This window comes from Staphylococcus sp. HMSC063F05 (assembly GCF_001837075.1).
GTDB lineage: Bacteria > Bacillota > Bacilli > Staphylococcales > Staphylococcaceae > Staphylococcus > Staphylococcus epidermidis.
In genome coordinates, this window is record NZ_KV831333.1 from 1 (window position 1) to 26,897 (window position 26,897).

Sequence of the window (26,897 nt, forward strand, 5' to 3'; positions counted from 1 at the left end):
TATACATAAGGCACCTCGTTAATTTTGTTTATTGCTATTTATTAAATTTTACGGAAAGGTCTTATTTTCAAAGTATTTTAATGTAAAATGACATATAAACACAAAGTATTTTGGCGAGACTCTTGAGGGAACAGGACAAGCTGAAGACTACAGGCTGAAGCTGTCCGATAAGAAAGCGAGAAAACAATACGTAGTATTATAAATAAAGAAGCCAGTAAATGAATTTATAAAAACTCATTTACTGGCTATTTTGCTAGGAATTATGTCCTAGCCTTTGTATATTGCAAATTTTCTGACAACGACATAAAATAGCTAAAAAGGGGTTGATGAAATGCTGAGATTATTTTTGATTTTCATCGCATTCATCATTAACACGACGATAACTTATTTATGGACTATCGAGGGAACATGGCCCAACTTGCTATTTAAATCATTATCATTGAGCATGATAATTGTTTTTATGTTCTATTACATTCGTTTTGTTATTGAAAATAAAAAAGAAGACTGAAGAAATAAAAAATAAAGAGTATCTTTTTGGATTAACTTATTTAATAATAACTCCACACTTTTTTATGAATCAGATAAATCATATTGATAAAATGATAAATCGAGCCATCGATCAAATTTATAACCTACATTTTTAATTGTACCTGCATGTGAGAAGTCAAACTTCTTATGCAATGCGATACTATCCATGTTCGATGCATCAATCCCAGCAACAATGGTGCGATAACCTTGTTCTTTAGCGTAACGAATTAAATTCTCTAATAATTGAGAAGCGATACCTAGTCCTCTGTACTGTTGATGAACATATATAGAATGTTCAATAGTATATAAATAGGCCGGCCATTGTCTAAAGGAACCATAAGTGGCAAAACCAACTACTTTCCCTTCTTTTTCATAAACCCATATAGGTTCGTTTATTTTTGCTTTAGATTGATACCATTGAAGACGTTCATCTAATTGTTGTGGCTTATACGTATAAACAGCTGTTGTATTAAGGATGGCATCATTATAAATTGTCAAAATATCTTGAAGATCTTCTAGTCGTGCAAATCTAATCATCTCAATCCCTCAAATCTTTAAAATTATTATTCTCATTCAATAGATAGTGCGTCATTTTCAGAGGTTAATATGCATTCTCATCTATTTCATATCATGTAATGTTGAATTTTTAATTTAATGCTATACTAAACTAAAATTATATAATTTGCGAAATAAATATAAAGGAGTAACATAAATGAAGCAGTGGATGAATAGATTAATCACCTTAATAGGCGTATTGTTAATCATTTTAGCTATTTATTTATTCTCAAAGCCATATATCGATAATTATCTACATGAAAAAGATAACGATCATAAAATTGAAAATTATGATAAAAAGGAAAAAGAACAGACAAAGACATCTAAATCGACGCCAAAGATACCTTCCGATAAATCTAAAATGGCTGGTTATATAGAAGTTCCAGATGCACAAATAAAAGAACCAGTATACCCTGGTCCAGCAACACCAGAACAACTCAATAGAGGTGTTAGTTTTGCAGAAGGTGACGAATCTCTTAATCAACAGAATATTTCAATTGCTGGTCATACGTTTACAGATCGTTCGCACTATCAATTTACAAATTTAAAATCAGCCAAAATCGGTAGTAAAGTGTATTTTAAAACTGGAAATCAAACTAGAAAGTATAAAATAACTAAAATACGTGATGTTAAGCCTACAGAGGTTAAGGTATTAGACGAACATCCTAATAAGAAAAATCAATTAACATTAATTACTTGCGATGACTATAACGAAGAAACGGGTGTTTGGGAAACAAGGAAAATATTCATAGCTACACAAATTAACTAATATTCTTATAAGTGAAAGATACGTAATAAACTGTATTAATTATGTTCTTCTTCGAGAAGATGCTTTGTTAAAATAAATTTTAATAACTTATTGATTAGAGGGTCGAGGACAAAGTGAATGTCCTTGGCTCTTTTTAATATTTTTGATTCAAGTTATATAAATGAAAATAAGAGATTTATCTTATATATTAAGCGATAGTGTGAATGACAAAGGTAATTATTTTTTATGTTGAAAACAATTTCAATATATGAATATGTTTTCACTATATTTGATATTGCTTCAATACCAAATCCAACAGCTATATAATGATTATGAATTTTAATCTATAGATAGGGGGATTAACGATGATTAAAGCCATTGCGGTAGATATGGATGGAACATTTCTTGACACAAATAAACAGTTTGATCGAAATCGTTTTGAAACTATTTTTAAAGAATTAATAGATAAAAATATTAAGTTTATAGCTGCGAGTGGGAATCAATTTGCAAAGCTAAAATCAATTTTTGGAGATAGGGAAATGTTCTTTATATCTGAAAATGGAGCAGTCATCTATAAAGGTAATCAACTTTACAATTATCGAAGTTTTGATCAGTATATTTTTCAAAAAGTTGTAAATTATTTAAATTTGAATCAAAAGATAAACAATTTGATTATTTGTGGTGTAAAAAGTGCATATATTTTAAAAGAAACAAGCGAAGCATTTAAGCAAGATGCACGTACATATTATCACCAACTAATAGAGGTTGACTCCTTACAAACATTACCTGATGATGATTATGTGAAAATTGCTTTCAATATAAATCGTCAGACTCATCCAGACTTAGATGAGAAATTAGCTCTTAAGTTTAAAGACGATATTAAACTAGTATCAAGTGGGAGAGATAGTATAGATGTTATTATGCCAAATATGACTAAGGGTCAAGCTTTGTCTAGATTATTAAAAGAATGGCAAATGCCTGCTTCACATTTAATGGCATTTGGAGATGCAAATAACGATAAAGATATGTTGGAGCTTGCCGAACATAGTTATGTTATGGCTAATAGTGAAGATCAATCATTATTTAATATAGCGAGTCATGTGGCACCTTCCAATGATGAACAAGGCGTACTATCAACAATCGAAAATGTTGTTCTCGGTTATTCCAATAAATAATAAAATGGTTAAATGTCTGAAACGTTAACATGTACAGACACTTAACCATTTTTTTAGAAAAGTAAAGTCTTTTTTATTTTATTCGCAACAATACCAAGTGATATTGTGATGTAATGATATAGGTTAAGTAAATCGAAATAATGATAAATAATATCTTGATTACAGTGATTACTGACTTTATTCGTATTAGTTTAATCGCGTATCACATGTGCCAGTATTAATTACTGATAATGCTGCATTCAAACCACCCTCTACTAAATTTTGTACTGCTTCATCGGAGAAAAAGGCAATATGAGGTGTAACTAAAATATTTTCATTTCTAATTAGGTCTAATAATATTGGGTCGTCAATCGTTTGATTTGAACAATCAAATGTGAAATAATTAGCTTCATTTTCATATGTGTCAATGGCAGCACCTGATAATGTACCATTATTTACTGCTTCAATTAAATCAGGCGTGTTTATCACAGCTCCTCTTGCGGCATTGACTAAAACGGCACCTTTTTTAACATTTTTAAACATATTGTTATCAAATAAATGGAAACTATCTTTATTAGCGGGTACATGTAATGAGATAATATCAGCATCTTTAATTGCATCCTCTACTGTTTCTTTATATTCTAAGAAAGATAAAGAATGATTAGGATATGCATCATAACCAACTACTCTCGCACCAAAACCAGCATAGATTTTACCAGTTGCAGCACCAATACGCCCTGTACCGATGATTGCTACAGTCATATTTTTTACTGGACGAGACATAATAGGGGACGCCCATGTGAAATTATGTGCTTGCACACGTTTTTCAATTGTTGGGAATTTTCGTACGAGTTGCAGAGCGATAGATACCGAATATTCAGCAATTGTTTCAGGTGAATAACTAGGTATATTCGAGATAATAATTTCATGTTTTTTTGCAAGTTCTAAGTCATACATATCAAATCCAGCCGTACGTTGTGCAATTTGTTTAATACCATAGGACTCTAATTTAGGGTAAACTTCAGGTTCTAATTTACCGAACTGCATTGTTGTAACACCGTCATAATCTTTTAATTGATCGACAGTATCTACACTTAAAAGTTCTGTTGATGTAGTGACATCGATATTATTTTTCTTTCCCCAACGTAATGCCATGTCCTTCTCATATGCTCTTGTGCCGAAAAACATAATTTTTGTCATTAAAAATTACCCCATTTCTAAAATTTGTAATTAATAAATAGTAAAAACATTCACAAGTCAGTACTTATGATTTTTTAATTATATGTGATTTAATTCACTAAACAAGTTACTTCATAGGTCTTTTAAATTTCTAAATTATACTAACTATATAAGTGAGCTGAAGAGATTAGAAATCAATTACTTTAGTTACTTTTTGAAGTCGTATATAATTTGTATCAACAGAAGTAAAGAGAGGAAGGTATGATTATGAATCAGATGAATCAAACGATTATTGATGCATTCCATTTTAGACATGCGACAAAAGAATTTGACCCTACGAAAAAAATTAGTGATGAAGATTTTAATACGATTTTAGAAACAGGTAGATTATCTCCAAGTTCACTAGGTTTAGAACCTTGGCACTTTGTAGTGGTTCAAAATAAAGAATTGAGAGAAAAATTGAAAGCCTATAGTTGGGGAGCACAAAAGCAACTTGATACAGCAAGTCACTTTGTATTAATTTTTGCTCGTAAGAATGTGACGGCTCATACAGATTACGTGCAACATTTACTTCGTGGCGTCAAAAAATATGAAGAAAGTACAATTCCAGCAGTTGAAAATAAATTTGATGATTTCCAAGAAAGTTTCCATATTGCCGATAATGAACGAACATTATATGACTGGGCGAGTAAAACAAACATATATTGCATTAGCAAACATGATGACAAGTGCTGCATTACTAGGTATCGACTCATGTCCAATTGAAGGATTTGATTTAGATAAAGTGACTGAAATTCTTTCAGATGAGGGTGTTTTAGATACGGAACAATTTGGTATTTCAGTTATGGTAGGCTTTGGTTACAGAGCACAAGAACCTAAACATGGCAAAGTTAGACAAAACGAAGACGACATCATTAGTTGGATTGAATAAAGAAATTCTATGAAACCCAGGGTATAACATGGATTTATGTTAAATATCATAGTTAACTCACGATAGTGAGAACTTTAATCTAGTACGATTATACGAATGTAAGATTAAGTGAGTTATCAATAATTAATATATAAGCAACCTGAGACTTTTACTTGAAGTCTCAGGTTGTTTTGTTGAATATAATAGAATTTTTATACGTTGAATAATAAAATTCAAAGCGGGTACAACATACAATAGTCGCTTTTAATGATGATGCAAACAGATAATTTTGCATTATTTACAAAAGAGGTTAAAATAGGTATTACATTAAGTAAACGCTTACATTTTATTAGGGATAAGCGATTACTTCAAATATCACTAAAAAAGGATGGGTTTTAATGACAAATATTAACGTAAGAAATTATATAGATGAAAGTTACGGCTTGTTTATTAACAATGAATTCCAAGCTAGTGATAGTGGGGAAACATTAACTGTTTCTAATCCAGCTAATGGTGAAGATTTAGCTAAAGTTGCACGCGCTGGTAAAAAAGATGTAGATAAAGCTGTTCAAGCAGCTCATGATGCATTTGATAGTTGGAGTAAGATTTCTAAAGAAGAACGTGCAGATTATTTATTAGAAATTAGTCGACGTATTCATGAGAAAACTGAACATTTAGCGACGGTTGAATCACTGCAAAATGGTAAACCTTATCGTGAAACATCAACAATTGATGTACCACAAGCAGCCAATCAATTTAAGTATTTTGCTAGTGTTTTAACAACTGACGAAGGTTCAGTTAATGAAATTGATCAAAATACAATGAGTTTAGTTGTTAATGAACCTGTTGGGGTTGTTGGTGCAGTAGTAGCATGGAATTTCCCAATTTTATTAGCTTCATGGAAATTAGGACCGGCTTTAGCAGCAGGTAACACAGTAGTAATTCAACCATCATCATCTACGCCTTTATCATTAATTGAACTTGCTAAAATTTTCCAAGAAGTTCTTCCTAAAGGAGTAGTTAATGTCTTAACTGGTAAAGGGTCTGAATCAGGAGACGCTATTTTCCATCATGAAGGTGTAGATAAGTTATCATTTACAGGTTCTACTGACGTGGGTTACGGTGTAGCACAAGCAGGTGCTGAACGTATCGTTCCTACAACATTAGAACTAGGTGGTAAAAGTGCTAATATTATCTTTGATGATGCTAATTTAGAGCAAGTGATTGAAGGTGTTCAACTTGGTATATTATTTAACCAAGGTGAAGTATGTAGTGCAGGTTCAAGATTATTAGTACAATCATCTATTTACGATGAATTGTTGCCAAAATTGAAAGAAGCATTTGAAAATATTAAAGTTGGCGATCCATTTGATGAAGATACTAAAATGAGTGCGCAAACTGGACCAGAACAATTAGATAAAATTGAAAGTTATATAAAAATTGCTGAAGAAGATGACAAAGCGAACATCTTAACTGGTGGTCATCGAATCACAGATAACGGCTTAGACAAAGGTTACTTCTTTGAGCCTACAATTATTGAGATTAACGATAACAAGCATCAACTTGCTCAAGAAGAAATCTTCGGTCCAGTTGTAGTAGTTGAAAAATTCGATGATGAGCAAGAAGCTATCGAAATTGCAAATGATTCTGAGTATGGTTTAGCTGGAGGTATCTTTACTACAGATATTCATCGTGCATTAAATGTAGCTAAAGCTATGAGAACAGGTCGTATTTGGATTAACACTTATAATCAAATTCCTGCAGGTGCGCCATTCGGAGGATATAAAAAATCAGGTATTGGGCGCGAAGTATATAAAGATGCTATCAAAAACTATCAACAAGTTAAAAATATCTTTATTGATACAAGCAACCAAACTAAAGGTTTATATTAATAAAACGAGACACTTTACAGGATGCATGCGTATGCGTGCGTCCTGTTTTTTGTTGAAATTTTACTTCAATTAAAAGCCGAAAATATTTTTGAGTATTACACAAAAATTTATTTATCTGGTGAAAAATAATAAATTAATATCCGCATTTATATTTTGTATGGTACAATCATTTTAAATATGAAAATGTTGTGAGAGATTTTATGAATCTAGAAAAAAGTTATATTGAACAACAAGTAACAAATCGTGGAAAACCTACTGCTGTATCTTAAGTACTTTGGTTCTTTTTAGGAGGATTTGGAGCACACAGATTTTACCATGGTAAAGTAGGAAGTGGAGTTGGATTATTAGTCTTAACATTATTAACTGTTTGGTTTACTTTTGGAATTCCTACTTTAATTTGGACTATTATTGATGCTTTTTTAATTCCAAACTGGGTTAAAGAAGATGAAGATAGAATACGTCAGCAAGCTTTAAGCGAAATAAAATTAATGAAAAATAAATAAAATTATAAAAACCTGAGACATTGAGTGCAACGCAAAGTTAGATTAAATTCTAACATTGTGAGGTATAGTACACATCAATCTTGTCTCAGGTTTTCTTAATATATAGACAAACCATTAGAAAATACACCTGCCATATATCAAACACTTTCAACACCCCCATAAAGACGAAGTACATGTTGAAATTCCACGGACAAGGCAAGTTGGGGTTCGGGGCCCCAACAAAGAGAATTTCACCGAGAAATTCAACGGGCAAAGCAAGTTGTCGGTAACTTGGATAACTTATTCAAAATAAGGCATGTATCAACTACGATAAGTTATTATCGTTATTTTATTTCGTTACCATGAATTGTAATGTCAAAGCCTTCAGGTGAAGTAACATGAGTAGTATTTGCATTAGGTTGATATATGTCAAAGTGACATAAACCATAAGTTTGTTCATTTTGAGTTCTAATCTTATTTGACTGCCAAGAATTTGTAGCTATATGATGATGATACTTTTGAGTGGACATAAATAGTGCTTGTGGGAAATTAGATATATGTTCGAACCCTAACTTTTCAACATAAAATGCATAAGCAGATTCTAAATTGTGTGTTTTGAGATGTAAATGCCCGATTTTTCCTTCTTCCGACCAACCTTGCCAACCTTCATTTGACCGTTGAGTCATTAAATCATTGACATCAACTTCCAATGTATCCATTTTGACAAAACCGTCTCGCCACACCCAGTCTTCTGAAGGGCGATCATGATAGACTTCAATACCATTGCCTTCAGGATCAGTGAAATATAGCGCTTCACTGACAAGGTGATCTCCACCACCCATTGCGATGTTGAGATTGTTAGCATGATAAAGGAAGTCTGCTAAATCGCTACGAGTCGGTAAAAGATAAGCAACATGGAATAACCCTGCTTCTCTAAATTCCGGTTGTCGACCGTTGTTAAGTTCATTTAAAGTTAAAGTATAACCAAGATTTCCGATGTTGAATACGGTTTGTTGATTCGTTTGTTTTTCAATAGAAAAACCTAATACATTAGAATAGAAATCAGTTAATTTATTTAAATCTTTAACATTTAAAGTGACGTTTGTTACTTGTGTAGCATCTATAGAATGAAAATTTGTCATAGTTTCGTGTTCCTTTCAATTTTAAAATAAGTATAATTAATATACTTAAAAGATATTAAAATAGCTAATATATTGAACTAATATAAAATCTAAATAAAAGAGTAGAACTAAATTATTTTGAAATTAGTTCTACTCTTACATAGTTGACTATATGTGTGGCCATTTGATAAACGTATTGCATATTTAGTCAACTGCTATAAATTTTCGGTGAAATAAGCGAATGACGTATATCTCAAATTGATATGAGTACATTCACATAAACTATCCTAAATAAACATCTTGTGCATGATCATCTTTTTCTAATACGTTTTTTGCGAATGGACAAGAAGCGATAATTTTTAGATTGTTTTCTCGTGCATGTTCAACAACACGATTAACTAATTTTTTACCTAGACCTTGTCCACCGAGTTCATCAGAAACTCCAGTATGATCAATGTCTATTTCATTGTTATCAACCTCTTTAAATGTAATAACAGCTTTTGGGTTATTTTCGTCATCACCTACATAGAATTTATGATCGCCTTGTTTAATTTCTGCAGCCATCGACGTTCACTCCTTTAAAATAGTATATAGTTATATTTATCACGCTTTGACGTTTTCAAACATAATTAGTTTACAGTTTACATTTATATTGATAACTATTGCTTTTTTATAATGTAACGGATATAGTGATAAGCGTATAAATTGGTCATAGTAGGGAGCACTTATATTGAAGAAATTAATTATAGTGTCAATCATCATTTTAATGTTAAGCGGATGCAGTAGCTTTGATCATCGTAAACGCGAAAGTATTAATGACAAGAATAAAATGAAAGTATACACGACTGTATACGCATTTCAAAGTTTGACACAACAGATTGGCGGAAAATATGTTGACGTGCAATCAATCTATCCTGATGGTGCAGATTTACACTCATATGAACCAACACAAAAAGATATGATTGATATTGCCAAAAGTGATCTGTTTGTCTATTCAAGCCATCAATTAGATCCTGTCGCTGCAAAGATTACGAATTCGATGACCAATAATAGTATGAAATTAGCGCTTGCCGAAGGACTCAAACAAAGTGATTTTATTGACTCTAAAGGCCATGATGAAGATCACGAGCATCATTCACATCATGAAGAATCGAATCAAGATCCTCATGTTTGGTTAGATCCTGTTCTAAATCAAAAATTCGCTTTCATGATCAAAGAGAAATTAATAGAGAAAGACCCTAAACATCAAGCTTATTACAATAAAAATTATAAAATGGTAAATAAAGATATTGTGCATATTGATCAACAACTACAATCAATAACGAAGCATTCTAAAAGGGATAAAGTTGTGATTTCACATGATTCGCTTGGATATTTAGCGCATCGTTATGGTTTTAAACAACAAGGTGTTAAAGGTATGAATGATGAAGAACCTAGTCAAAAAGAGATTTTGAATATCGTTAAAGATATTCAACATTCGCATGCGCCTTATGTTTTATATGAACAAAATATTACCTCCAAAATTACAGATGTTATTAAGAAAGAAACAGATACGAAACCATTAAGTTTTCATAATCTAGCTGTATTGACTAAAGAGGAGCAAAATGATGATTCAATTTCATACCAATCATTAATGAAAAAGAACATTTACGTATTAAATCGCGCACTCAATAATTAAAAACGGGGTGGGTCTAACGTTCTAAATAAAACGTTAAACCCACCCCGTTAGTTATATGATAATGATTACATTAGTATCTAATATAACTTACTGTGGTATTGTAGTATTCTTCAAAACCGTGAATACCGTCAGCGCCACCTAAGCCTGATTCACGCCAACCTGCGTGATAGCCATTAACGACTTCTTCAGCCTCACAATTTGCATATACTTCACCAAATTTTAGACGTTCGGTTGCTGTCATTACTTCTGTTAAATTTTCAGAGAAGATATAAGAAGATAAGCCAGCGTTTGTATCATTAGCGTCTTCAATCACTTGTTCAAAATCGCGGTATGTTGTTATCGCAAGAACTGGACCAAAAATTTCATCTTTAAACACATTATCGTCTTTTCTAACGTTATCTAATACCGTTGGTGCGTAGAAGAAACCATGGCGTTTTAATTGATGTCCACCAGTCATCAATGTTGCACCATTTTTAATAGCATCTTGAACCTTTTCATGAATACTATCAAGTTGTTTTTGGTTAATAATTGCGCCGTAATCGGTGTTTTCATCAAATGGATCTCCAACAGTTAAGCTTTTCATTTTGGAAGTTACTTTATTTAAAAAGTCATCGTGAACATCTTCATGTACAAAGATACGTTCAGGGCACGTACAAACTTGACCTGCATTATTTATACGGGCTGTCACGATATAGTTAACTGCTTTATCTAAATCGGCATTTGATGTGACAATGACTGGTGCGTTTCCACCTAATTCTAAATTTACTTTCTTTACAGTTTGAGCAGCATTTTCGTAAACAGATTTACCAGCTCTCATACTTCCAGTTAAAGAAATAAGTTGAATGTCTTTATGCGAAGCTAATTGTGTACCTACTGTTTCTCCAGTGCCAGGAACAATTTGAATCAATCCTGCTGGTATAGTTGATGCTCTGAATAATTCAGCTAATCGAAGAGTGAGTAACGTTGTCTCTTCACTAGGTTTAATCACTACTGAACAACCAGTTACTATAGCTGGAATGACTTTTCGCATAAGGACAAGTATCGGTGCGTTCCATGGCACAATACCAGCAGTAACTCCGATAGGTTTGTTGATAATTTGAATCGTTTCATTTGCAATACTATTTTGTAGAACACGTCCTTTATCTGACATACTCAGACTTGTCATATAATCGATAAATGAGATTGATTTGTCAATTTCTCCATAAGCTTGCGTTAAAGTTTTACCTTGTTCTTTTACGTATAATTGAGCTATTTCATCGCGATTTTTTTCTAATAAAGGTATAAGTAATTTAACATGTTCCGCACGTGTAGGTTGAGGCACGCGCTCCCATTCAAGTTGTGCTTGTTGCGATTTTTCAATGGCGTCGTTTACTTCCTCTTCAGTTGCAAGAGTGATAGTATCAAATGCCTCGCCAGTAGCTGGATTAATGACATCCATTGTCTCTTTAGACTGACTTTCTATAAATTCATTGTTAATAAATAATTGATTTGTCATGTTAAACACCTCCATTAGAAGTATTCCCTGAAAGATCAGTTTTAAATTTAAATTGCATTATTTTATATTAAAATTCTCCTGAACTTCAAGAAAATGAGCAACCAATAAGAAGGTGGAATAGTGTTTAAATAGATTCGTTAACTCACACAGGAAGTGTTAATAGAATTAAAATTTGTTTAGTATATGTTTAACTCTTTACCTTATTGACAATATAAAAGCCTAAGACAATTTGTCCTAGGCTAAGATTATTATTTTCGTAAAATTCCTTTGTATATCACAGGAATCAATAAGATAAAACCAAAAAGTCCCATAATAGGGAACACTTTACCAATGAGAGAAATGAATCCCACAAAAGTACAAGCAAATGTTATTATCGCCATCATAACTATAAGAATATAATAACGTTTCGTAAACGGTCGACTAAAGCGTGATGCAAAGGCGTACATTAAACCTACTACTGTATTGTATATGACTAAAACCATAATGACAGACATGATAATACCAATGGATGGAGAAATCTGCTTAGCAAGTAGCAATGATGGTAATGCTGCCTCTTTAATTTGATTAAATTCTGTAACAAGACCAAAATTAATCAAAAGTAATAGTAAAGTCACAATAATACCACCGATAAGTCCACCATAAATTGTGGACGATTGATATCGTAGCTTACCGCCCATTACAGTTAAAAAGCTAAATGCAGCAGCAATTTGTAAGCTAGCATAATTAATTGCGTCAAACCACCAACCAGGTGAAATCGACTTATTTTGATTTGAATATTGACTGACATCACTAAAGTTTAAATCACCGGTAATAAAGTAATACACTGCAATCATTACTACGACTGCCACAAGAAATGGTGTTACCCCTCCTAAAACAGCGATAAGACGATCGAACTTTAGAAATAATGTTATCAAAATAAGTATCACTAAAATGAAAGAACTTAACCAAAAAGGTAAGCCGAAACTTTCATTTATAGTCGATGCTCCGCCAGCTGTCATAATAATTGCTAGAGAAAATAAAAATACTGTAAGTATAATATCAAATAATTTAGCTATTGTTGGATGTAAATAATAACGAATAGATTCGGAGTGGTTTTGAGATCTAAGACGAAAGCCAGTATTTAATACGAATATTCCTCCAAGAGTTAAGATAAGTCCAGTAATAAAAATACCGCCAATACTGTAAATACCATGACTAGTGAAGAACTGAAAGATTTCCTGACCTGTTGCAAATCCTGCTCCAACTACAACGCCTACAAAGGCGAAGGCAACAATGATGGATTCTTTAACATTGTTCATTTAATAAACAAATCCCTTCAAGCGCTATCCAAGTTAGATTAATTTTTCTGACAAAAATTTTAAAAATTACATTAATCTATTTTAGATGATTTTACCGAAAAAATAAACAGTAAAGTTCGCCACATATGTACTATTGTATAAATAGGGTGCACGTTTAAGTATGGTATGATTAAATAAGATGGCAGATAAGTGCGTATAGTCAAGTGCCATCTAACTTAAATTCATATATTTCATTTAAATGTTTACATTATCTTTAAGCAAATCATAATGCAATTGCAAAGCATTTTTGGTAGTATAGGTCAATATTAAGTATATAAATCGAATTAGAAATAAAGAAGGTGTTTAATATGTCATTGGAATTGCCCGTGATGCTAACGATTGTATTGTTCTTAGCACTAGGCATTTTTAGTCAATGGTTAGCGAGTAGAATAAAATGGCCATCGATTGTTGTCATGGCCATCGTAGGTTTGCTTGTAGGACCTATTTTTGGACTAGCAAACCCAAAAGAGGCACTTGGACCTGAGGCATTTAGTTCAATTGTATCTCTTGCTGTAGCAATTATATTATTTGAAGGTAGTAGTAATCTAGATTTTAGAGAATTAAAAGGCATTTCTAAAGCTGTTATAAGAATTATTACAATAGGAGCGGGAATTGCATGGATTTTAGGAGCAATCGCTTTACATGTCACTATGAATTTCCCTCTGTCTATTTCATTTGTTATCGGAGGACTATTCCTAATCACTGGTCCAACCGTGATTCAACCCTTGCTGAAGCAAGCGAAAGTAAAAAGAAATGTCGATTCAGTATTAAGATGGGAAAGTATTATCTTAGATCCTATTGGACCTATTATTGCACTCACTGCATTTTATGTATTCCAGATTTTTGAGGAAGGGATAGGCTTTGTCGTTATTATTCTCTTTATCTTGAAACTCTTAGCTGCAATTTTAATAGGTTTTGGTGCAGCCTTTCTATTTAATTGGCTTATAGGTCAAGATAAAATTCCTCAAAGTTTAATGCCACCCATTCAGCTTGTATTTATTCTTTTAACATTTAGTATCTGCGATGAGATATTATCAGAATCAGGTTTACTAGCTGTAACAATTTTTGGCTTAATGATGGCGCGTAAAAAACGTCACGATCTCATCTTTAAAGAATCAGACCACTTTATAGATAATGCATCATCTATACTTGTGAGTACTGTATTTATTTTAATTACGTCTTCTCTCACTAAAGATGTGTTGCTCAATGTGTTATCTTGGCAGCTCATACTCTTTAGTTTGGTTATGATTGTATTAGTAAGACCAATTTCAGTGCTTCTTTCAACATTAGGTACTGAAATAACTAAAAAGGAACGTGTAGTAGTAGCACTAATGGCGCCTAGAGGTATTGTGGTTTTAACAGTGGCACAATTCTTCTCAAGTTTATTTATGGACGATAAAATTCCTATGGCTCAATATATTACACCAGTAACTTTTGGTCTTGTATTTATCACTGTAGTCATTTATGGATTTGGTTTTACACCTTTAAGTAAACTGTTCGGTGTAGCAAGTACGGAGCCACCAGGCGTGATCATTGTCGGAGAAAGTGAATTTTCGTTCCATCTTGGTATTAATCTAAGGGATCATGGTATACCCGTCATGATGTTCAACTTATTTGAAAACACATCAGAAAAAGCCCACGAAGCTGGGTTCGAAGTATTTAAAGGTAATCTTTTATCTAGCAATGATAGAATTTATTCTGATTTATTACGTTATAATAAATGTATTTTGATGACACAATCGTTTATCTTTAACAGTTTAGCATTTAATGAATTGGTGTCTGAATTTGGCTTGAATAATGTAGATATGATGCCAGTATCTTTTAATGATGAGCAAGCACGAAACAATTTAAATGGTCCAATCAGAAATCATATATTATTTGATGAAAATCATACCCCACGTTGGTTTAATCAATTTATTACACAACATAATATTGTTGAAGTACCGGCAGAAGATTATGAAAAAATTACAGAAAATGATATGTTAATCTATCATATCAATGAAGATAAAGAAGTGACGTTTAAACGAAGCAATAGAGATATACCTGAACATGAAACAGGTGTTTATGGTATTTTAAAAAATGCTTATTTAACTTAATGTGTTGCGTAAGTTACAAAAAGCCATACTTCAAAAATTAATTTGTTTTATGAAAAGATAATCAATGACGTGACCATTAATTAATTCAAAATAAAACAAAGTATACTTCAGCACATGAATTAAGCGCCTGTACATGAGTGTATGTACGGGCGCTTTCAATTTAAGTTATTAGGAGATAAGATATGTTATTACACATCAACTTACAAAATATGTTTGAAGATATTATGTTAAATATCGGTCGTGCATTAAAATTTTGAGGATATCAATTTGATCTTGAAGTTGTTTACCGATATTGGTATCTCTAATTTTTTTACGTTGCAATTCTTCATCTACAACGCGTTTCACTGACAATTCATCTGCCCCCATTGATAACACTTTTTCTTTTCTATTGAACTCTTTATGTGCAACCAATTGCATACCAAATGAATTATATAAAAGTGTGTATCCGGCAATACCAGTTGTTGATTGATAAGCTTTTGAAAATCCTCCATCTATGACTAACATTTTACCATTAGCTTTAATTGGATCTTCACCATCAATTTCTTTAACAGGCGTATGACCATTTATGATACGTCCTTCATCTGGATTAAGACCAAAATCCTTTAACATTTTACGTATCATATCAACATCTTCACGTAAGTAATAATAAGGATTTTTCTCCTCTTTATGAGATGCTTTATCTTCTATAAAATAACGTTCAAACGTTGTCATGGCACGTTTACCAAATAAAGATGAATATTTACCTGTCCAAAGATACCATACTAAATCTGTAGAAATGTCTTCGGTAGATTCTTTATGGTCAAAAGCTCTTCTTACATGATATTCAAAAACATCGAGTAGTTCACGACCGCTTAAACGTTCACCTTCAATTTCAAATGATTCCATTTCTCCATTTTCATCGACGGGAATACAACCGTGAATTAAAAGGTTGCCATTATATGGAAGATATAATTTTCCTTTTCGCATAAGGAAAGACATATGACGTCTTAATTTTTCAGATTGTTGGAATGAAAGTAATAGCTTATCCATAACTTCTTTTTCCTCTGCTAGTAACTCAGCGGGATTGTTAGGGTTTACAGTTTGGAAACAAGTATCTTTAAGCGGATATGTTTTATTATATATAGTGATTTCATTGTTATCATAATCTATTTTTTCTAAAACTAAACGTTCTTCCATCTCAAAAGAAGGACGACGCTTAATAATAGGCATTTCAAGTTTAAATTGAATCATCGCAATTGCTTGATGAATTTTTGTGATTTGACTTTCTTCGCGTTTTGTAAGACTGACGTCTTTATCTGGTCGTTTCTTAGGTTTAAACGCTGGGTTTTCAGCATCGTAATACTTTTCAGCAAGCGTAAGTAAAGGGCGTAGATTGATGCCATATGCATCTTCAATAATATCTAAATTATCATAACGTGCACAGATACGTAGAAGGTTAGCAAGACATACTTTTGAACCAGCATAGGCGCCAATCCATAATACATCATGATTTCCCCATTGGATATCTACAGAATGATAATTTATTAATGTATCCATAATCTTATCAGGTTTAGGACCACGGTCATAGATATCGCCCACGACATGAAGATGGTCTACGACTAGACGTTGTACAGTATAGGAAAGGCCAATGATTAAATCATCTGATTGTTCTAATTCAATAATTTGGTTAACTAATGTTTCATAATAAGGCTTTTTATTATGAAATTCATTGCTCTTGTAAAGTAGCTCTTCAATAATATAAACGTATTGTTCAGGTAATGCTTTGCGTAATTTTGAACGTGTATATTTTGATGAGCAATATGTAATTAAATCAATTAATCGTTGAATGGTTGTAATATACCAAATATTTAATGTTCCGATTGAATCGAAATTATTTTTAACTAATTTTAGTTTTTCTTCCGGATAGTATACTAATGCTGCTAAGTCGTTGATTTCTTGCTGGGATAATTTATCTTTGAAGATATCATTAATTTTAGCACGCACATTTCCAGATCCGTTTCTTAAAACATGTTGGAAAGATTCGTATTCACCATGAAGGTCACTAACAAAATGTTCAGTCCCTTTAGGTAATTCTAAGATTGACTCTAAGTTAATAATTTCAGTAGCAAGTTTTTCTGCACTGTCAAATTTTTGTGAGAGTAAATCTAGATATTTTTGTTTCATTTCACTTTCTGTAATATGGGTCATGCATAGTCACCTCTAATTATATTTTCCGACCTAACGATACGATTATTTATAATAATGCGCTTACATAGATTATCTTGAAAAATCAATTAATTTTCAATAATTGCGTATCATAAAATTAAAATTAATAAAAAAGCTAAGTTAACCGTTAAGAAACGGAAAACTTAGCATAACATTTATTTAACACTCCGACGACGTTTCATTAAATAACGTATAACAAAATATATGACTGCAATAATAATAATGACATACATGATACGTGAATATGTATGAATACCATTCATCAAAGCGTCAAAACTGTCACTGAGCAAACGACCGAGCAGTATTAAAGCAAAATTCCAAATTGTAGTACCTATTAAAGATAAAGTTGTAAACTGTATAACGTTCATTCGATTAATGCCAGCAGGTATTGTAATTAATACTCGAAGTACTGGGACAAAACGACATAAAAATACAGCCCACGCACCATACTTTTTAAACCAATCATTTGCCCGTTTCAAATCTTTACTTTTTAACTTCATCCACTTACCATGTCGATCAACGAAACGATATAATTTCTCTTCTGAGATAAGTCTACAAATATAATACAAAATGAGTAAACCAATGAATGAAGCAATTGTTGCTATGATTAATAATGTCCAAATAGATAAGTGTGATTTCACAGATAATAAGCCTGCAAAAGTTAAAATAATCTCAGATGGAACGACAGGTAATACGTTCTCTAATAAGATTAAAATGAATATCGCTGTATAACCCCACTTACTAATAAAATCAGTGATAATTTGTTCCATACAACGTTAGTTTCTCCTTTTAAATTAATCCAGTTGTCGTAAACTTGATGTTAAGTATAAGTTATTTTAACAAGAAACAGGTTGAAAGGGTAACAATCTTACTTTAATTAGCGTATGGATTTTAACAACGTATTGTATAGGTGATGTGCTTCTTCATCATTGTGTATACCATATGCATTCATACGACCATCTTTAAACAAGGTGAATTCATAAGTTTGATATTGAATTAATTTGGCAAAGGAAGTAGATTTCACCATATTCCCAGGGAAATGGGCAGCGTGTTTAAAAGCTTTAGGTGGGAATCTAAATAAATAAGCATTCCCACACAAGTCCTCAATAGTACGTTCTTGTTGGCTTTCTAGTAACGTATATTCATGTTTTTCACACACTGGGCAATCTTTATTTTTGAGTGCATCTACATTCATTGACTTATAATTGATATTAAATGCATCAATAGTGATTAATTGCTTTGAAAATCCTTTCCCAGATAGATAACGTACGGCCTCTGCTACTTCATAGCTTGCAATCATTGATATAACAGGTGGAAGTACGCCATTAATAGCGCAACTTTCCCCTGTGTCAGGAATTGTTTGCAATAAACATTTTAGACATGGTCCTTGGTGATCTATTCCATATACTGATCCTTTACTACCAACAGCTGCACCATAAACCCATGAGATTTGATGCTTGTGACAAACCTCATTAATTAGGTATCGTATTTTGAAGTTATCCATGCCATCAATGATGATGTCTGGTTCGACATTTTTTATCAAATTTTCGATATTTGATGAAGTAACTTCTAAATCATAAGTTGTTAGATTGACATTGGTATTAATTTGATTAATCTTAAGCTTGATTGCTTCTACTTTGGATATTAAAGTATGTGCGTCTTCTTCATCGAAGAGTGTTTGTCGATGTAAATTTGAAATTTCAACAATATCCATATCGACAATTGCAATATGATGAGCCCCCATGCGTGCGAGTTGATCTACAATATGGCTTCCTAAAGCACCAGCGCCAAAAATAAGTATTTGAGAGGAGGATAGCTTTTGCTGACCCTCTTCTCCAAATGGTGCAAAGCGTGTTTGACGTTCATAACGCGACATTTTACAAGAACCCTAAACCTTCTGATGGACTAGATGCTTGTGCAGTATACTTAACAGGAATGCGTCCAGCTTCATATGAAAGTCTGCCGGCATTTATACTTAATTTCATTGCTTCAGCCATTTTCACAGGATCTTTTGCCGCTGAAATGGCTGTGTTGAGTAAAATACCATCTGCGCCAAGCTCCATGGCATGACACGCATCTTTAGGGGAACCAATACCAGCATCTACGATTACAGGTACACTAGCATTTTCGATAATATAACTTAAATTTAATGGGTTATTAATACCTCTTCCTGTACCAATAGGGGATGCAAGTGGCATAACTGCGTGTACACCCAATTCTTCTAAACGTTGAGCTAAAACTAAATCGTTAGAGATGTAAGGACAAACAGTGTAACCTTTTTCTAACAATACTTTGCATGCCTCGTATGTTTCGAATGGATCAGGTAATAATGTTTCGTCATCACCAATGACTTCGACTTTAATCATGTCACATACACCTGCGTGATTAGCAATTTCAGCAATTCTGATAGCTTCTTGAGCTGTTTTGGCACCTGCAGTATTTGGAAAAGTGATAAAATCTTTTAAATTAACGTTTGCAAGTGGGTTAGGTAGGTTACGATCATATAAATTCATACGTCTTACTGCAAATGTAAGTACATTTGTTTCAGATGCCTCAATTGCTTTTGACTGAACCTCTTCATTTTCAAATTTTCCAGTACCTAAAAGTAAACGAGATTGTAATTCTAAATTTCCTATTTTAAACATATTAACCGCCTCCAACAATTTCTAGTAATTCTAATCTGTCGTCTTCTCTTACAGTATATTCTTCATATTTGTCTTGCTTGATAAGTTCTTTGTTTAGTTCAACAATCACTCGTTTTGGGTCTAATTCAAGTGAATGTAAAACCTCTTGTATCGATTGATTCTGATCGAAAGTGAAGAGGTCGCCATTAATGATACACTTCATGATTATTCCTCCTTGTAACTGTAAAACTTGAATAACGTGATGGTTTAATACCAGAAAGTAGCCAATTGGCAATGTCACGACCGATAATAGGTGACAATAATATTCCGTTTCGATAATGACCACTTATCACGTATAAGCCATCATCAATTTGATCCATGACTGGCATTTCTTTTTCTGTGTATGGTCTTACTCCTGACCATTTCTTCAGTATATGACTGTCTTTTAGTTGAGGTACACGATGATATGCATGGCGAAGAAGCCAATCCATACCTTCATCTGTAGTACCGACAGAATAATTATTAAATTCACTCGTCGCACCAATTAAAAAACGATTGGGTTGTTTTGGAACGATGTAACAACCATTAGTCATAAATAATGTCTCAGTAAGTGAAAGATCGTTATTTTCTAATAAGATAACTTCACCTTTAACGCCAATCACTTGTCGTTGTAGATGATATTGTGTTAATAATTGCGAAGACCATGCGCCACCTGCAACGATAATTTTGTGCGCTTCAATTGTTGAAGATTGATCGGTTTTCACTGAATAATAGCCATTATGCCGTTCTATTGAAGTGACCTCTGTAGACTCATAACGCTTAATCTCTCTTAACTTCATTGATTCTAATAATGCCAGTGTGTAATGATGTGCATTAATTTGACCATCGTGTGGTATGTGAATGGCCGCGTATGAAGGTTTAACTTCACCATGTGTAAGTTGTAGCAAATCATCATCTGATAATTGTTTGACACTACGGTCTTGACTATTCAGAAATTGATATTGTCGTTTTATAGATGAGATATCATCGTGTTCATTAGCAATTTTGATAAGTCCTGAATTTTTAAATTGAATGTCTATGCCTGTTTCATCTAATAATGATTTACTTAATTGTGGAAACATAGCACGAGATTCGATGGCTAATTGAAACAAGTCACTATCCTCTGTAAATTCATTTTGTGCACCAAGCATACCTCCAGCTTTATATGACGCATGCTTTCCAGGTACATCTCTATCTATGACTGCAACATCTAAGTGTGTTGCACTGAGGTGTCTAGCAATTGACATACCAATAACTCCTGAACCAATGATTAGTACATCATGCATGAGTAGACCACTCCTTTCTTAATTGTTTAATTTCTTCTAGTGAAGCATTGTTAAAATATGATATGGCACATATACCTTTAAATCCAGGTGGCATCTTTTGAAGTGAATGTTCATTAATACCACCAATAGCATAAATAGGGATAGGAACATTTAATGCCTGTTGAATAGCTTCTTTAGAACGCGGTGGTACATTTGGATGTGAAGAGGTAGGAAAAATATGTCCAAAAAAGACAGAATCCAAACCATTTTCGTAACATCGTTTTACTGTTTCAACGTCATGTGTAGACATACTTACACAAATATCAGGATGAGCTTCTTTATATGTGAAAGCAGTTGTGTCATTTTCTTTAAAATGGATACGTTTAAGGTGTAAATCCTCTAACAGTGTCACATCGCTATGAATAATTATTTTATCTTTACTAAAACCCAATTGAAGTAAAGATTGAATCATCTCCTTGTTTTCTTCGTTATTCATGGAAGTGCGAAATAACAAGCCATCAATAGCTTCTTCGATATGTTTATAATGCTGTAAATCGTCCTTAGTCAGTTGTTTATGATATGTAATCGCAATAAATATAAATATCCCCCCAATTTCTACAATAAAAAAACGCCATTTCCCTTAAATTGGGAAATAGCGTTGAGCTTTAGTATGACTTCATAAAATTGAGCGTCGCCACTTCCCTACGCCAGTATGAACTGGATCAGGTTCCAGGAATTATAAAGTCAGTTCTTTACTCTCAGCCTTAAACAAAGGCACTTCCAGTGGTTAAATATGAAATTAATTTACAAGATATTAAATGTTTCGTTTACAATATTTTACTACCTTTAATAAAAGACTTCAAATTTCTTTACAATTTCTATTAAGAAGATTGTAGATATCGTATTCATTTAAAAGTTATTATTATCATTTGCAAATCATTTTTAACTTTTATTGGTCAATTACATATTTAGAAACCATTTTTAAAAAATCAATAACTAATGATTGCTAATATATTGTGAGAATAGGGTGTAAGGGGCGCGGTAAAAGATATAAAAGTGTATGATGCATCTAAAATGCACAAAAAATATTAAAAAGTTCAAAAAAAATTCACAAAAAGTATTGTAACCGTTTACACTACGTGCTATATTAATAAAAAATTGTAGCGCTACAACTTAACAGTTGTTTTAAAAATTGAAGTTAAAACAGTCACCAGAGGGGATTTCTGAAACATAACGACATCATAATAAGAAACAACATAATACAAATGGAAGTAGGAAACAAATATGAAAGAAAAACGTAGTAATGTTCGTTGGTATTTTGCAATAGGGTTCTTCTTTATTGGGGTTATTGCTTACATGGATCGATCTAACATATCTTATATTGCAGTACCGATGATGAAAGATTTGGGGTTAACTAAGACACAATTTGGTTTATTAGCATCATTTTTCTCCCTAGGATATGCATTAATGCAAGTACCTTCGGGGATGTTAGCAGAGAAGTTTGGACCACGTAAAATGATTACTGTCGCTTTAGTTTGGTGGAGTGCATTTACCATCTTAACAGGGATGATTAAACATCATGGTTTACTTTACTTTATTAGATTCTTATTTGGTGTTGGTGAAGCGCCAATGTATCCATCCAATGCAGTTTTTAACTCTTTTTGGTTCGCTAAAAATGAAAAAGGTCGTGCATCTAGTGCGTTGTTAGCAGGATCTTATTTTGGTCCAGTTTTAGCACCTATCATCACGATAGCCATTGTCAATGCTTTTAACTGGCAAGCCGTTTTCTATATTTTCGGGGTTGTAGGAATTTTAATGGCAGTTCTTTGGGCAATTATTGCTAAAGACTTACCAGAACAACATAAAATGGTAAACGATGCCGAGAAAAGATTTATTACTCAAAATCGTGATATTGTCGCAACTGAGAAATCTTTACCACCGTGGAAACGTTTTTTAAGTCATTTCAGTTTCTACGCAATCGCATTGCAATACTTTGTAGTTCAGTTTGTTATCGCGTTGTTCCTAATATGGTTACCAACATATTTAACTGAACAATATCATGTGAATTTCAAAGAAATGACTATCAGTGCATTACCTTGGTTATTTATGTTCTTCTTAATTTTATTTGCTGGAGCTATTTCAGACAAGATTTTGAATACAGGTCAATCACGTTTTGTTGCACGTGGCGTAATTGCAATTGCGGGATTTGTGGTATTTTCAATTTCAATTTTCTTAGCAGTACATACAGACAACTTATATGTAACCATTTTCTGGTTATCACTTTGTTTAGGTGGCGTAGGTATTTCTATGGGAATGAGTTGGGCTGCAGCCACTGACTTAGGTCGTAATTTCTCTGGAACTGTGTCAGGTTGGATGAACTTATGGGGAAATGTTGGCGCACTTATTAGTCCTTTACTTGCAGGAATTGTTGTAGATCATTTAGGATGGTCAATGACATTACAACTCTTAATCGTTCCGGCTATTATAGCAGCAATTCTATGGTTCTTCGTTAAACCAGACAAACCTCTTATTGTTAGTGAAGAACACGTTAATAAATAATATTTTTCAAACACATGCAATGACATTCATATCATTGCGTGTGTTTATTCTTTTATTATGTGGTATAGAACATGGAAGCGATAAGCGAATTGTTTTTTTTATCAGTTATAAACTGCTAAACTTATAATTAATATGTATAGGAGTTGACTAAAATGATTATAATTAATGCTAAATTAAAAATCGATGCTAATAAACGCGAGGATTATCTAAAACTTATGAAAGAATTAGTCATAAATTCTAGAAAAGAAGACGGTAATTTATTCTATCATCATTACGAAGATGTAACTGAGAAAAATGTCTTTGTCGTAGTTGAAAACTATAAAGACGAACAAGCGGTTCAAGCACACAATCAATCAGATCACTTTAAAGTTTTTAGTGATAATATTAGTCAATATTTAATTGAAGAACCTCAAATTGATGTAAGTCAACCTATTCAATTATAATCACAATCTGTACTTACTCTAAAGTGACAATGTGATAAAATAATAATTAAATATCATAATTCTCAACAATGTTGATGAAGGGCAGAACAATAAATGTATGAAGTATATGTTCTGTCCTTTTTTAATTGAATTTGTGGGATGTTAGAGAAAGGAAGATTGGGATGCAACAAATCATTAACTCTTTGATACACTTCGACCGTTCAAAAATTGATATAGCTAAAGGAATACGACAAGGATTTTTAATGATACTACCAGCATTGATAGGTTACTTATTAGGATTCCCTATGTTTGGTATTCTAATATCAACAGGTACGCTAGCACATGTCTACGTTTTTAGTGGATCACCACAATCTATGTTAAAAACAGTCATCACCTGTTCACTATCATTTACTATTTGCATGATTCTTGGCACCTTAACAGTATCTCAGCCTATTTTATTTGGATTACTATTACTGATTGTTGTTACAATCCCATATTATACGTTTAATGCACTAAAAATCGCTGGTCCATCATCGACATTCTTTTTAGTAACGTTTTGCTTATCTATAAACTTACCGATAGCCCCAGAAGAAGCACTTTTACGTGGATCTGCAATTCTCATTGGTGGTATATTGGCTACCATAACAGTAATTTTAACAATCATATTTGCTAAAGAGAAAGCAGAAGACAGAGCAATTCATGCGGATTTTAAAACATTACATAACTTGCTACATCATTTTGATGAGCCAGAGGATTTCAAAGCATATGCTCGAAACGCTGTTACAGAATTTAGAAATTCTGAAAAACTTTTAATTACCTCAACATCAGGTGGTAATGGAAAATTAAGTAAAAGGTTTCAGAAATTAATTTTATTACACACATCAGCACAAGGGATATATTCAGAATTACTAGAACTCAATGAAAATCATATTCGTCCATTACCAAGTGACTTAGTTGAAATGATGGATCATATCATTAAAAATGTTCAACAACCTAAACAACAATATCGACCGTGGTCAAAAGTTGTTGATGTGGCACCAGAATTTCAAAATTTAATGGATCATATTTTGAAAATAGATGAAATGATTCACGCAAACGATAATCAAATTAAATATGAAGCAGATATTCGCAAGCCTTTATATAGCAAGCGAATATATCAAAATCTAACTTTCGACTCAATTGTATTTAGAAATGCTTTGCAATATACAGTTATTATGGCAGTAGCTATATTTATTGCTCTAGCGTTTAACATTCAAAAAGCGTATTGGGTGCCATTGTCAGCGCATACCATCATGTTAGGTAATGTGACAACGATTCGTACGTTAGACAGGTCACTTGCTAGAGGTATTGGAACGATAATAGGGACTATTGTTTTGTCGGGAATCTTAGCATTTCATATCGATCCTATTTTCGCTATTATCATTATGGGATTTTCTGCCATGATGACGGAAGCGTTTGTGGCATCTAACTATGCATTTGCAGTCATTTTTATTACGACACAAGTCATTATGCTCAATGGTCTAGCCTCTCAAAATTTAAATATTGAGATAGCGTACACCCGAATTATTGACGTTCTGATAGGTATAGCTATTGCAGTTATTGGTATATTCATACTCGCGCGTAAAACTGCATCCTCAATGTTATCTGATGCTATTGCCGAATTGGTACGTAAAGAAGGTATTTTATTTCATTATTTATTTTCAAAAAATAAACAGGAAACGAATGAACGTGATAGGGTAGAAAGTTTAAATTTAAACGTCAAAATCAGTAATGTGACACAGATTTACAATTCAGCGAATGGTGAATTGTTTAGTAATAAAGAAGCGGTAAGGTATTACTATCCAAGCATATTTGCTCTAGAGGAAATAAGTTTTATGCTAGAGCGTGCCATGAATAATAAACATCGACAAACAATAAATGATGATTTAATGGGTGAATATTTAGTCGTATTTGAAAATATAGCTAAGCATTTCCAATTTCAAGCAGATTTAAATCTCAGAGACATGCAACCATTACCTCAATACAATTACATCCGTGCTTCCCTTATGAATATACAACGTAATTGTGTTGAACAACGTCAGGCCATCACAAAAGATTAATTAGTACAGATGTCTCGTATTGTTTAATTAAACAAATTTAGTGGTAAGGTTTAGTAAATTATTGAGGAGGTAAGACGATGCCTTGGACGATGGAAGATTATCCTCAAAGTTGGAAAAACTTTGAAGAACTCGAACGGAAAAAAGCGATTGATATTGGTAATGCGATGCTCAAAGATGGCTATAAAGAATCTGATGTGATACCCATTGCTACAAATCAAGCTGAAAAATGGTATGAACATGCTTCAAAAGAAGAATTAGAGACGTTAAAAAACAAACATATCACGCAACATCAAGAAGATGAATCAGCTAATCCTAAACTTAACGAAGAAAATGTTCATGTATATTATGAAGATCAGCTATGGAAAGTAAAATCTAAAGAGGCTAAACGAGCTTCAGATACATTTGACACAAAATCTGAAGCAGTTAACCGTGCACAACATATCGCAGAGAATAAAGGTACCAAAGTGATTGAGCATCGAAAAGATGAGTGATTTTAAACAAAGTAATGG

At 32.7% G+C, this 26,897-nt stretch carries 23 protein-coding genes, 2 pseudogenes and 1 riboswitch; of the genes and pseudogenes, 12 read left to right on the forward strand and 13 right to left on the reverse strand.

Annotation, left to right across the window (positions count from 1 at the left end; genetic code table 11):
- Positions 1 to 331 precede the first annotated feature (331 nt).
- The gene (locus HMPREF2576_RS12105; protein ID WP_002438139.1) at positions 332 to 508 is read left to right on the forward strand and encodes a hypothetical protein; all 177 of its coding nucleotides are present in this window, start codon (positions 332 to 334) and stop codon (positions 506 to 508) included.
- 62 nt (positions 509 to 570) lie between these two features.
- Here the strand turns inward: HMPREF2576_RS12105 and HMPREF2576_RS04540 are convergent, their stop codons facing one another.
- On the reverse strand, positions 571 to 1,065 hold the full coding sequence (locus HMPREF2576_RS04540) for a GNAT family N-acetyltransferase (RefSeq protein WP_002495508.1): 495 nt from the start codon (positions 1,063 to 1,065) through the stop codon (positions 571 to 573).
- Positions 1,066 to 1,240: 175 nt separating this feature from the next.
- Between HMPREF2576_RS04540 and srtA the strand changes: the two genes are divergently transcribed.
- Both srtA and HMPREF2576_RS04550 read left to right on the forward strand, forming a co-directional pair.
- Positions 1,241 to 1,852 (forward strand): class A sortase SrtA, encoded by a 612-nt coding sequence (gene srtA / locus HMPREF2576_RS04545; protein WP_001831599.1) that lies wholly within the window; start codon positions 1,241 to 1,243, stop codon positions 1,850 to 1,852.
- A gap of 344 nt (positions 1,853 to 2,196) precedes the next feature.
- Positions 2,197 to 3,006, forward strand: coding sequence for a Cof-type HAD-IIB family hydrolase (locus HMPREF2576_RS04550; RefSeq protein ID WP_002495509.1), 810 nt, complete (start codon positions 2,197 to 2,199; stop codon positions 3,004 to 3,006).
- A gap of 186 nt (positions 3,007 to 3,192) precedes the next feature.
- Here HMPREF2576_RS04550 and HMPREF2576_RS04555 read toward each other — a convergent pair whose 3' ends face one another.
- On the reverse strand, positions 3,193 to 4,185 hold the full coding sequence (locus HMPREF2576_RS04555; RefSeq protein WP_002456690.1) for a D-lactate dehydrogenase: 993 nt from the start codon (positions 4,183 to 4,185) through the stop codon (positions 3,193 to 3,195).
- A 246-nt stretch (positions 4,186 to 4,431) separates the two neighbouring features.
- Between HMPREF2576_RS04555 and HMPREF2576_RS04560 the strand changes: the two are divergent.
- From HMPREF2576_RS04560 to HMPREF2576_RS11590, 3 genes and pseudogenes are all read left to right on the forward strand, one after another.
- Positions 4,432 to 5,095, forward strand: a pseudogene (locus HMPREF2576_RS04560) (NAD(P)H-dependent oxidoreductase).
- A 377-nt stretch (positions 5,096 to 5,472) separates the two neighbouring features.
- Entirely contained in the window at positions 5,473 to 6,966 is a 1,494-nt protein-coding gene (locus tag HMPREF2576_RS04565) for an aldehyde dehydrogenase family protein (protein WP_002438147.1), read from the forward strand.
- Between the two features lie 200 nt (positions 6,967 to 7,166).
- Positions 7,167 to 7,469 (forward strand): annotated as a pseudogene (locus HMPREF2576_RS11590) (TM2 domain-containing protein).
- Between the two features lie 323 nt (positions 7,470 to 7,792).
- Here the strand turns inward: HMPREF2576_RS11590 and HMPREF2576_RS04570 are convergent.
- Positions 7,793 to 8,590, reverse strand: coding sequence for a VOC family protein (locus tag HMPREF2576_RS04570; protein WP_002484948.1), 798 nt, complete (start codon positions 8,588 to 8,590; stop codon positions 7,793 to 7,795).
- A gap of 261 nt (positions 8,591 to 8,851) precedes the next feature.
- A complete protein-coding gene (locus tag HMPREF2576_RS04575) occupies positions 8,852 to 9,133 on the reverse strand; it encodes a GNAT family N-acetyltransferase (protein WP_002484947.1) in 282 nt (93 codons plus the stop codon).
- A gap of 166 nt (positions 9,134 to 9,299) precedes the next feature.
- Between HMPREF2576_RS04575 and HMPREF2576_RS04580 the strand changes: the two genes are divergently transcribed.
- On the forward strand, positions 9,300 to 10,247 hold the full coding sequence (locus HMPREF2576_RS04580; RefSeq protein WP_002484957.1) for a metal ABC transporter solute-binding protein, Zn/Mn family: 948 nt from the start codon (positions 9,300 to 9,302) through the stop codon (positions 10,245 to 10,247).
- A gap of 70 nt (positions 10,248 to 10,317) precedes the next feature.
- Here the strand turns inward: HMPREF2576_RS04580 and aldA are convergent, their stop codons facing one another.
- Both aldA and HMPREF2576_RS04590 read right to left on the reverse strand, forming a co-directional pair.
- Positions 10,318 to 11,742, reverse strand: a complete 1,425-nt coding sequence (aldA, locus tag HMPREF2576_RS04585; RefSeq protein WP_002484955.1) for an aldehyde dehydrogenase — start codon at positions 11,740 to 11,742, stop codon at positions 10,318 to 10,320.
- Positions 11,743 to 11,990: 248 nt separating this feature from the next.
- A complete protein-coding gene (locus tag HMPREF2576_RS04590) occupies positions 11,991 to 13,040 on the reverse strand; it encodes a YkvI family membrane protein (RefSeq protein ID WP_002468263.1) in 1,050 nt (349 codons plus the stop codon).
- Positions 13,041 to 13,387: 347 nt separating this feature from the next.
- Between HMPREF2576_RS04590 and HMPREF2576_RS04595 the strand changes: the two genes are divergently transcribed.
- On the forward strand, positions 13,388 to 15,175 hold the full coding sequence (locus HMPREF2576_RS04595) for a cation:proton antiporter (protein ID WP_070856505.1): 1,788 nt from the start codon (positions 13,388 to 13,390) through the stop codon (positions 15,173 to 15,175).
- Between the two features lie 222 nt (positions 15,176 to 15,397).
- On the opposite strand, the gene HMPREF2576_RS04600 is transcribed toward HMPREF2576_RS04595, so the two are convergent.
- From HMPREF2576_RS04600 to HMPREF2576_RS04630, 7 genes are all read right to left on the reverse strand, one after another.
- Positions 15,398 to 17,362, reverse strand: coding sequence for a fructose-1,6-bisphosphatase (locus HMPREF2576_RS04600; RefSeq protein ID WP_002438166.1), 1,965 nt, complete (start codon positions 17,360 to 17,362; stop codon positions 15,398 to 15,400).
- Between the two features lie 173 nt (positions 17,363 to 17,535).
- Positions 17,536 to 18,150, reverse strand: coding sequence for an undecaprenyl phosphate transporter UptA (locus tag HMPREF2576_RS04605; protein WP_001831584.1), 615 nt, complete (start codon positions 18,148 to 18,150; stop codon positions 17,536 to 17,538).
- A gap of 107 nt (positions 18,151 to 18,257) precedes the next feature.
- Positions 18,258 to 19,256, reverse strand: a complete 999-nt coding sequence (locus HMPREF2576_RS04610) for a HesA/MoeB/ThiF family protein (RefSeq protein WP_070856503.1) — start codon at positions 19,254 to 19,256, stop codon at positions 18,258 to 18,260.
- Between the two features lies 1 nt (position 19,257).
- Positions 19,258 to 20,025, reverse strand: coding sequence for a thiazole synthase (locus tag HMPREF2576_RS04615; RefSeq protein WP_070856501.1), 768 nt, complete (start codon positions 20,023 to 20,025; stop codon positions 19,258 to 19,260).
- 1 nt (position 20,026) lies between these two features.
- Complete coding sequence (gene thiS / locus HMPREF2576_RS04620; RefSeq protein ID WP_001831588.1) at positions 20,027 to 20,227, reverse strand: sulfur carrier protein ThiS; 201 nt, start codon at positions 20,225 to 20,227, stop codon at positions 20,027 to 20,029.
- A complete protein-coding gene (gene thiO / locus HMPREF2576_RS04625; protein ID WP_002468237.1) occupies positions 20,211 to 21,329 on the reverse strand; it encodes a glycine oxidase ThiO in 1,119 nt (372 codons plus the stop codon). Before thiO ends, thiS begins: the two co-directional genes overlap by 17 nt.
- The gene (locus tag HMPREF2576_RS04630; RefSeq protein WP_139062377.1) at positions 21,322 to 21,921 is read right to left on the reverse strand and encodes a thiamine phosphate synthase; all 600 of its coding nucleotides are present in this window, start codon (positions 21,919 to 21,921) and stop codon (positions 21,322 to 21,324) included. The genes thiO and HMPREF2576_RS04630 overlap by 8 nt, the downstream gene beginning before the upstream one ends.
- A 69-nt stretch (positions 21,922 to 21,990) precedes the next feature.
- Positions 21,991 to 22,100, reverse strand: a riboswitch (TPP riboswitch).
- A 492-nt stretch (positions 22,101 to 22,592) separates the two neighbouring features.
- On the opposite strand from HMPREF2576_RS04630, the gene HMPREF2576_RS04635 reads away from it, so the two are divergent.
- From HMPREF2576_RS04635 to HMPREF2576_RS04650, 4 genes are all read left to right on the forward strand, one after another.
- A complete protein-coding gene (locus HMPREF2576_RS04635; RefSeq protein ID WP_002438175.1) occupies positions 22,593 to 23,867 on the forward strand; it encodes a pyruvate MFS transporter in 1,275 nt (424 codons plus the stop codon).
- Between the two features lie 152 nt (positions 23,868 to 24,019).
- Positions 24,020 to 24,310: a putative quinol monooxygenase gene (locus tag HMPREF2576_RS04640; RefSeq protein WP_002438178.1), complete on the forward strand. Its 291-nt coding sequence runs from the start codon at positions 24,020 to 24,022 to the stop codon at positions 24,308 to 24,310.
- Positions 24,311 to 24,471: 161 nt separating this feature from the next.
- Positions 24,472 to 26,388 (forward strand): FUSC family protein, encoded by a 1,917-nt coding sequence (locus HMPREF2576_RS04645; protein WP_070856499.1) that lies wholly within the window; start codon positions 24,472 to 24,474, stop codon positions 26,386 to 26,388.
- A gap of 77 nt (positions 26,389 to 26,465) precedes the next feature.
- The gene (locus tag HMPREF2576_RS04650; RefSeq protein ID WP_002469045.1) at positions 26,466 to 26,879 is read left to right on the forward strand and encodes a DUF2188 domain-containing protein; all 414 of its coding nucleotides are present in this window, start codon (positions 26,466 to 26,468) and stop codon (positions 26,877 to 26,879) included.
- Positions 26,880 to 26,897: the final 18 nt, after the last annotated feature.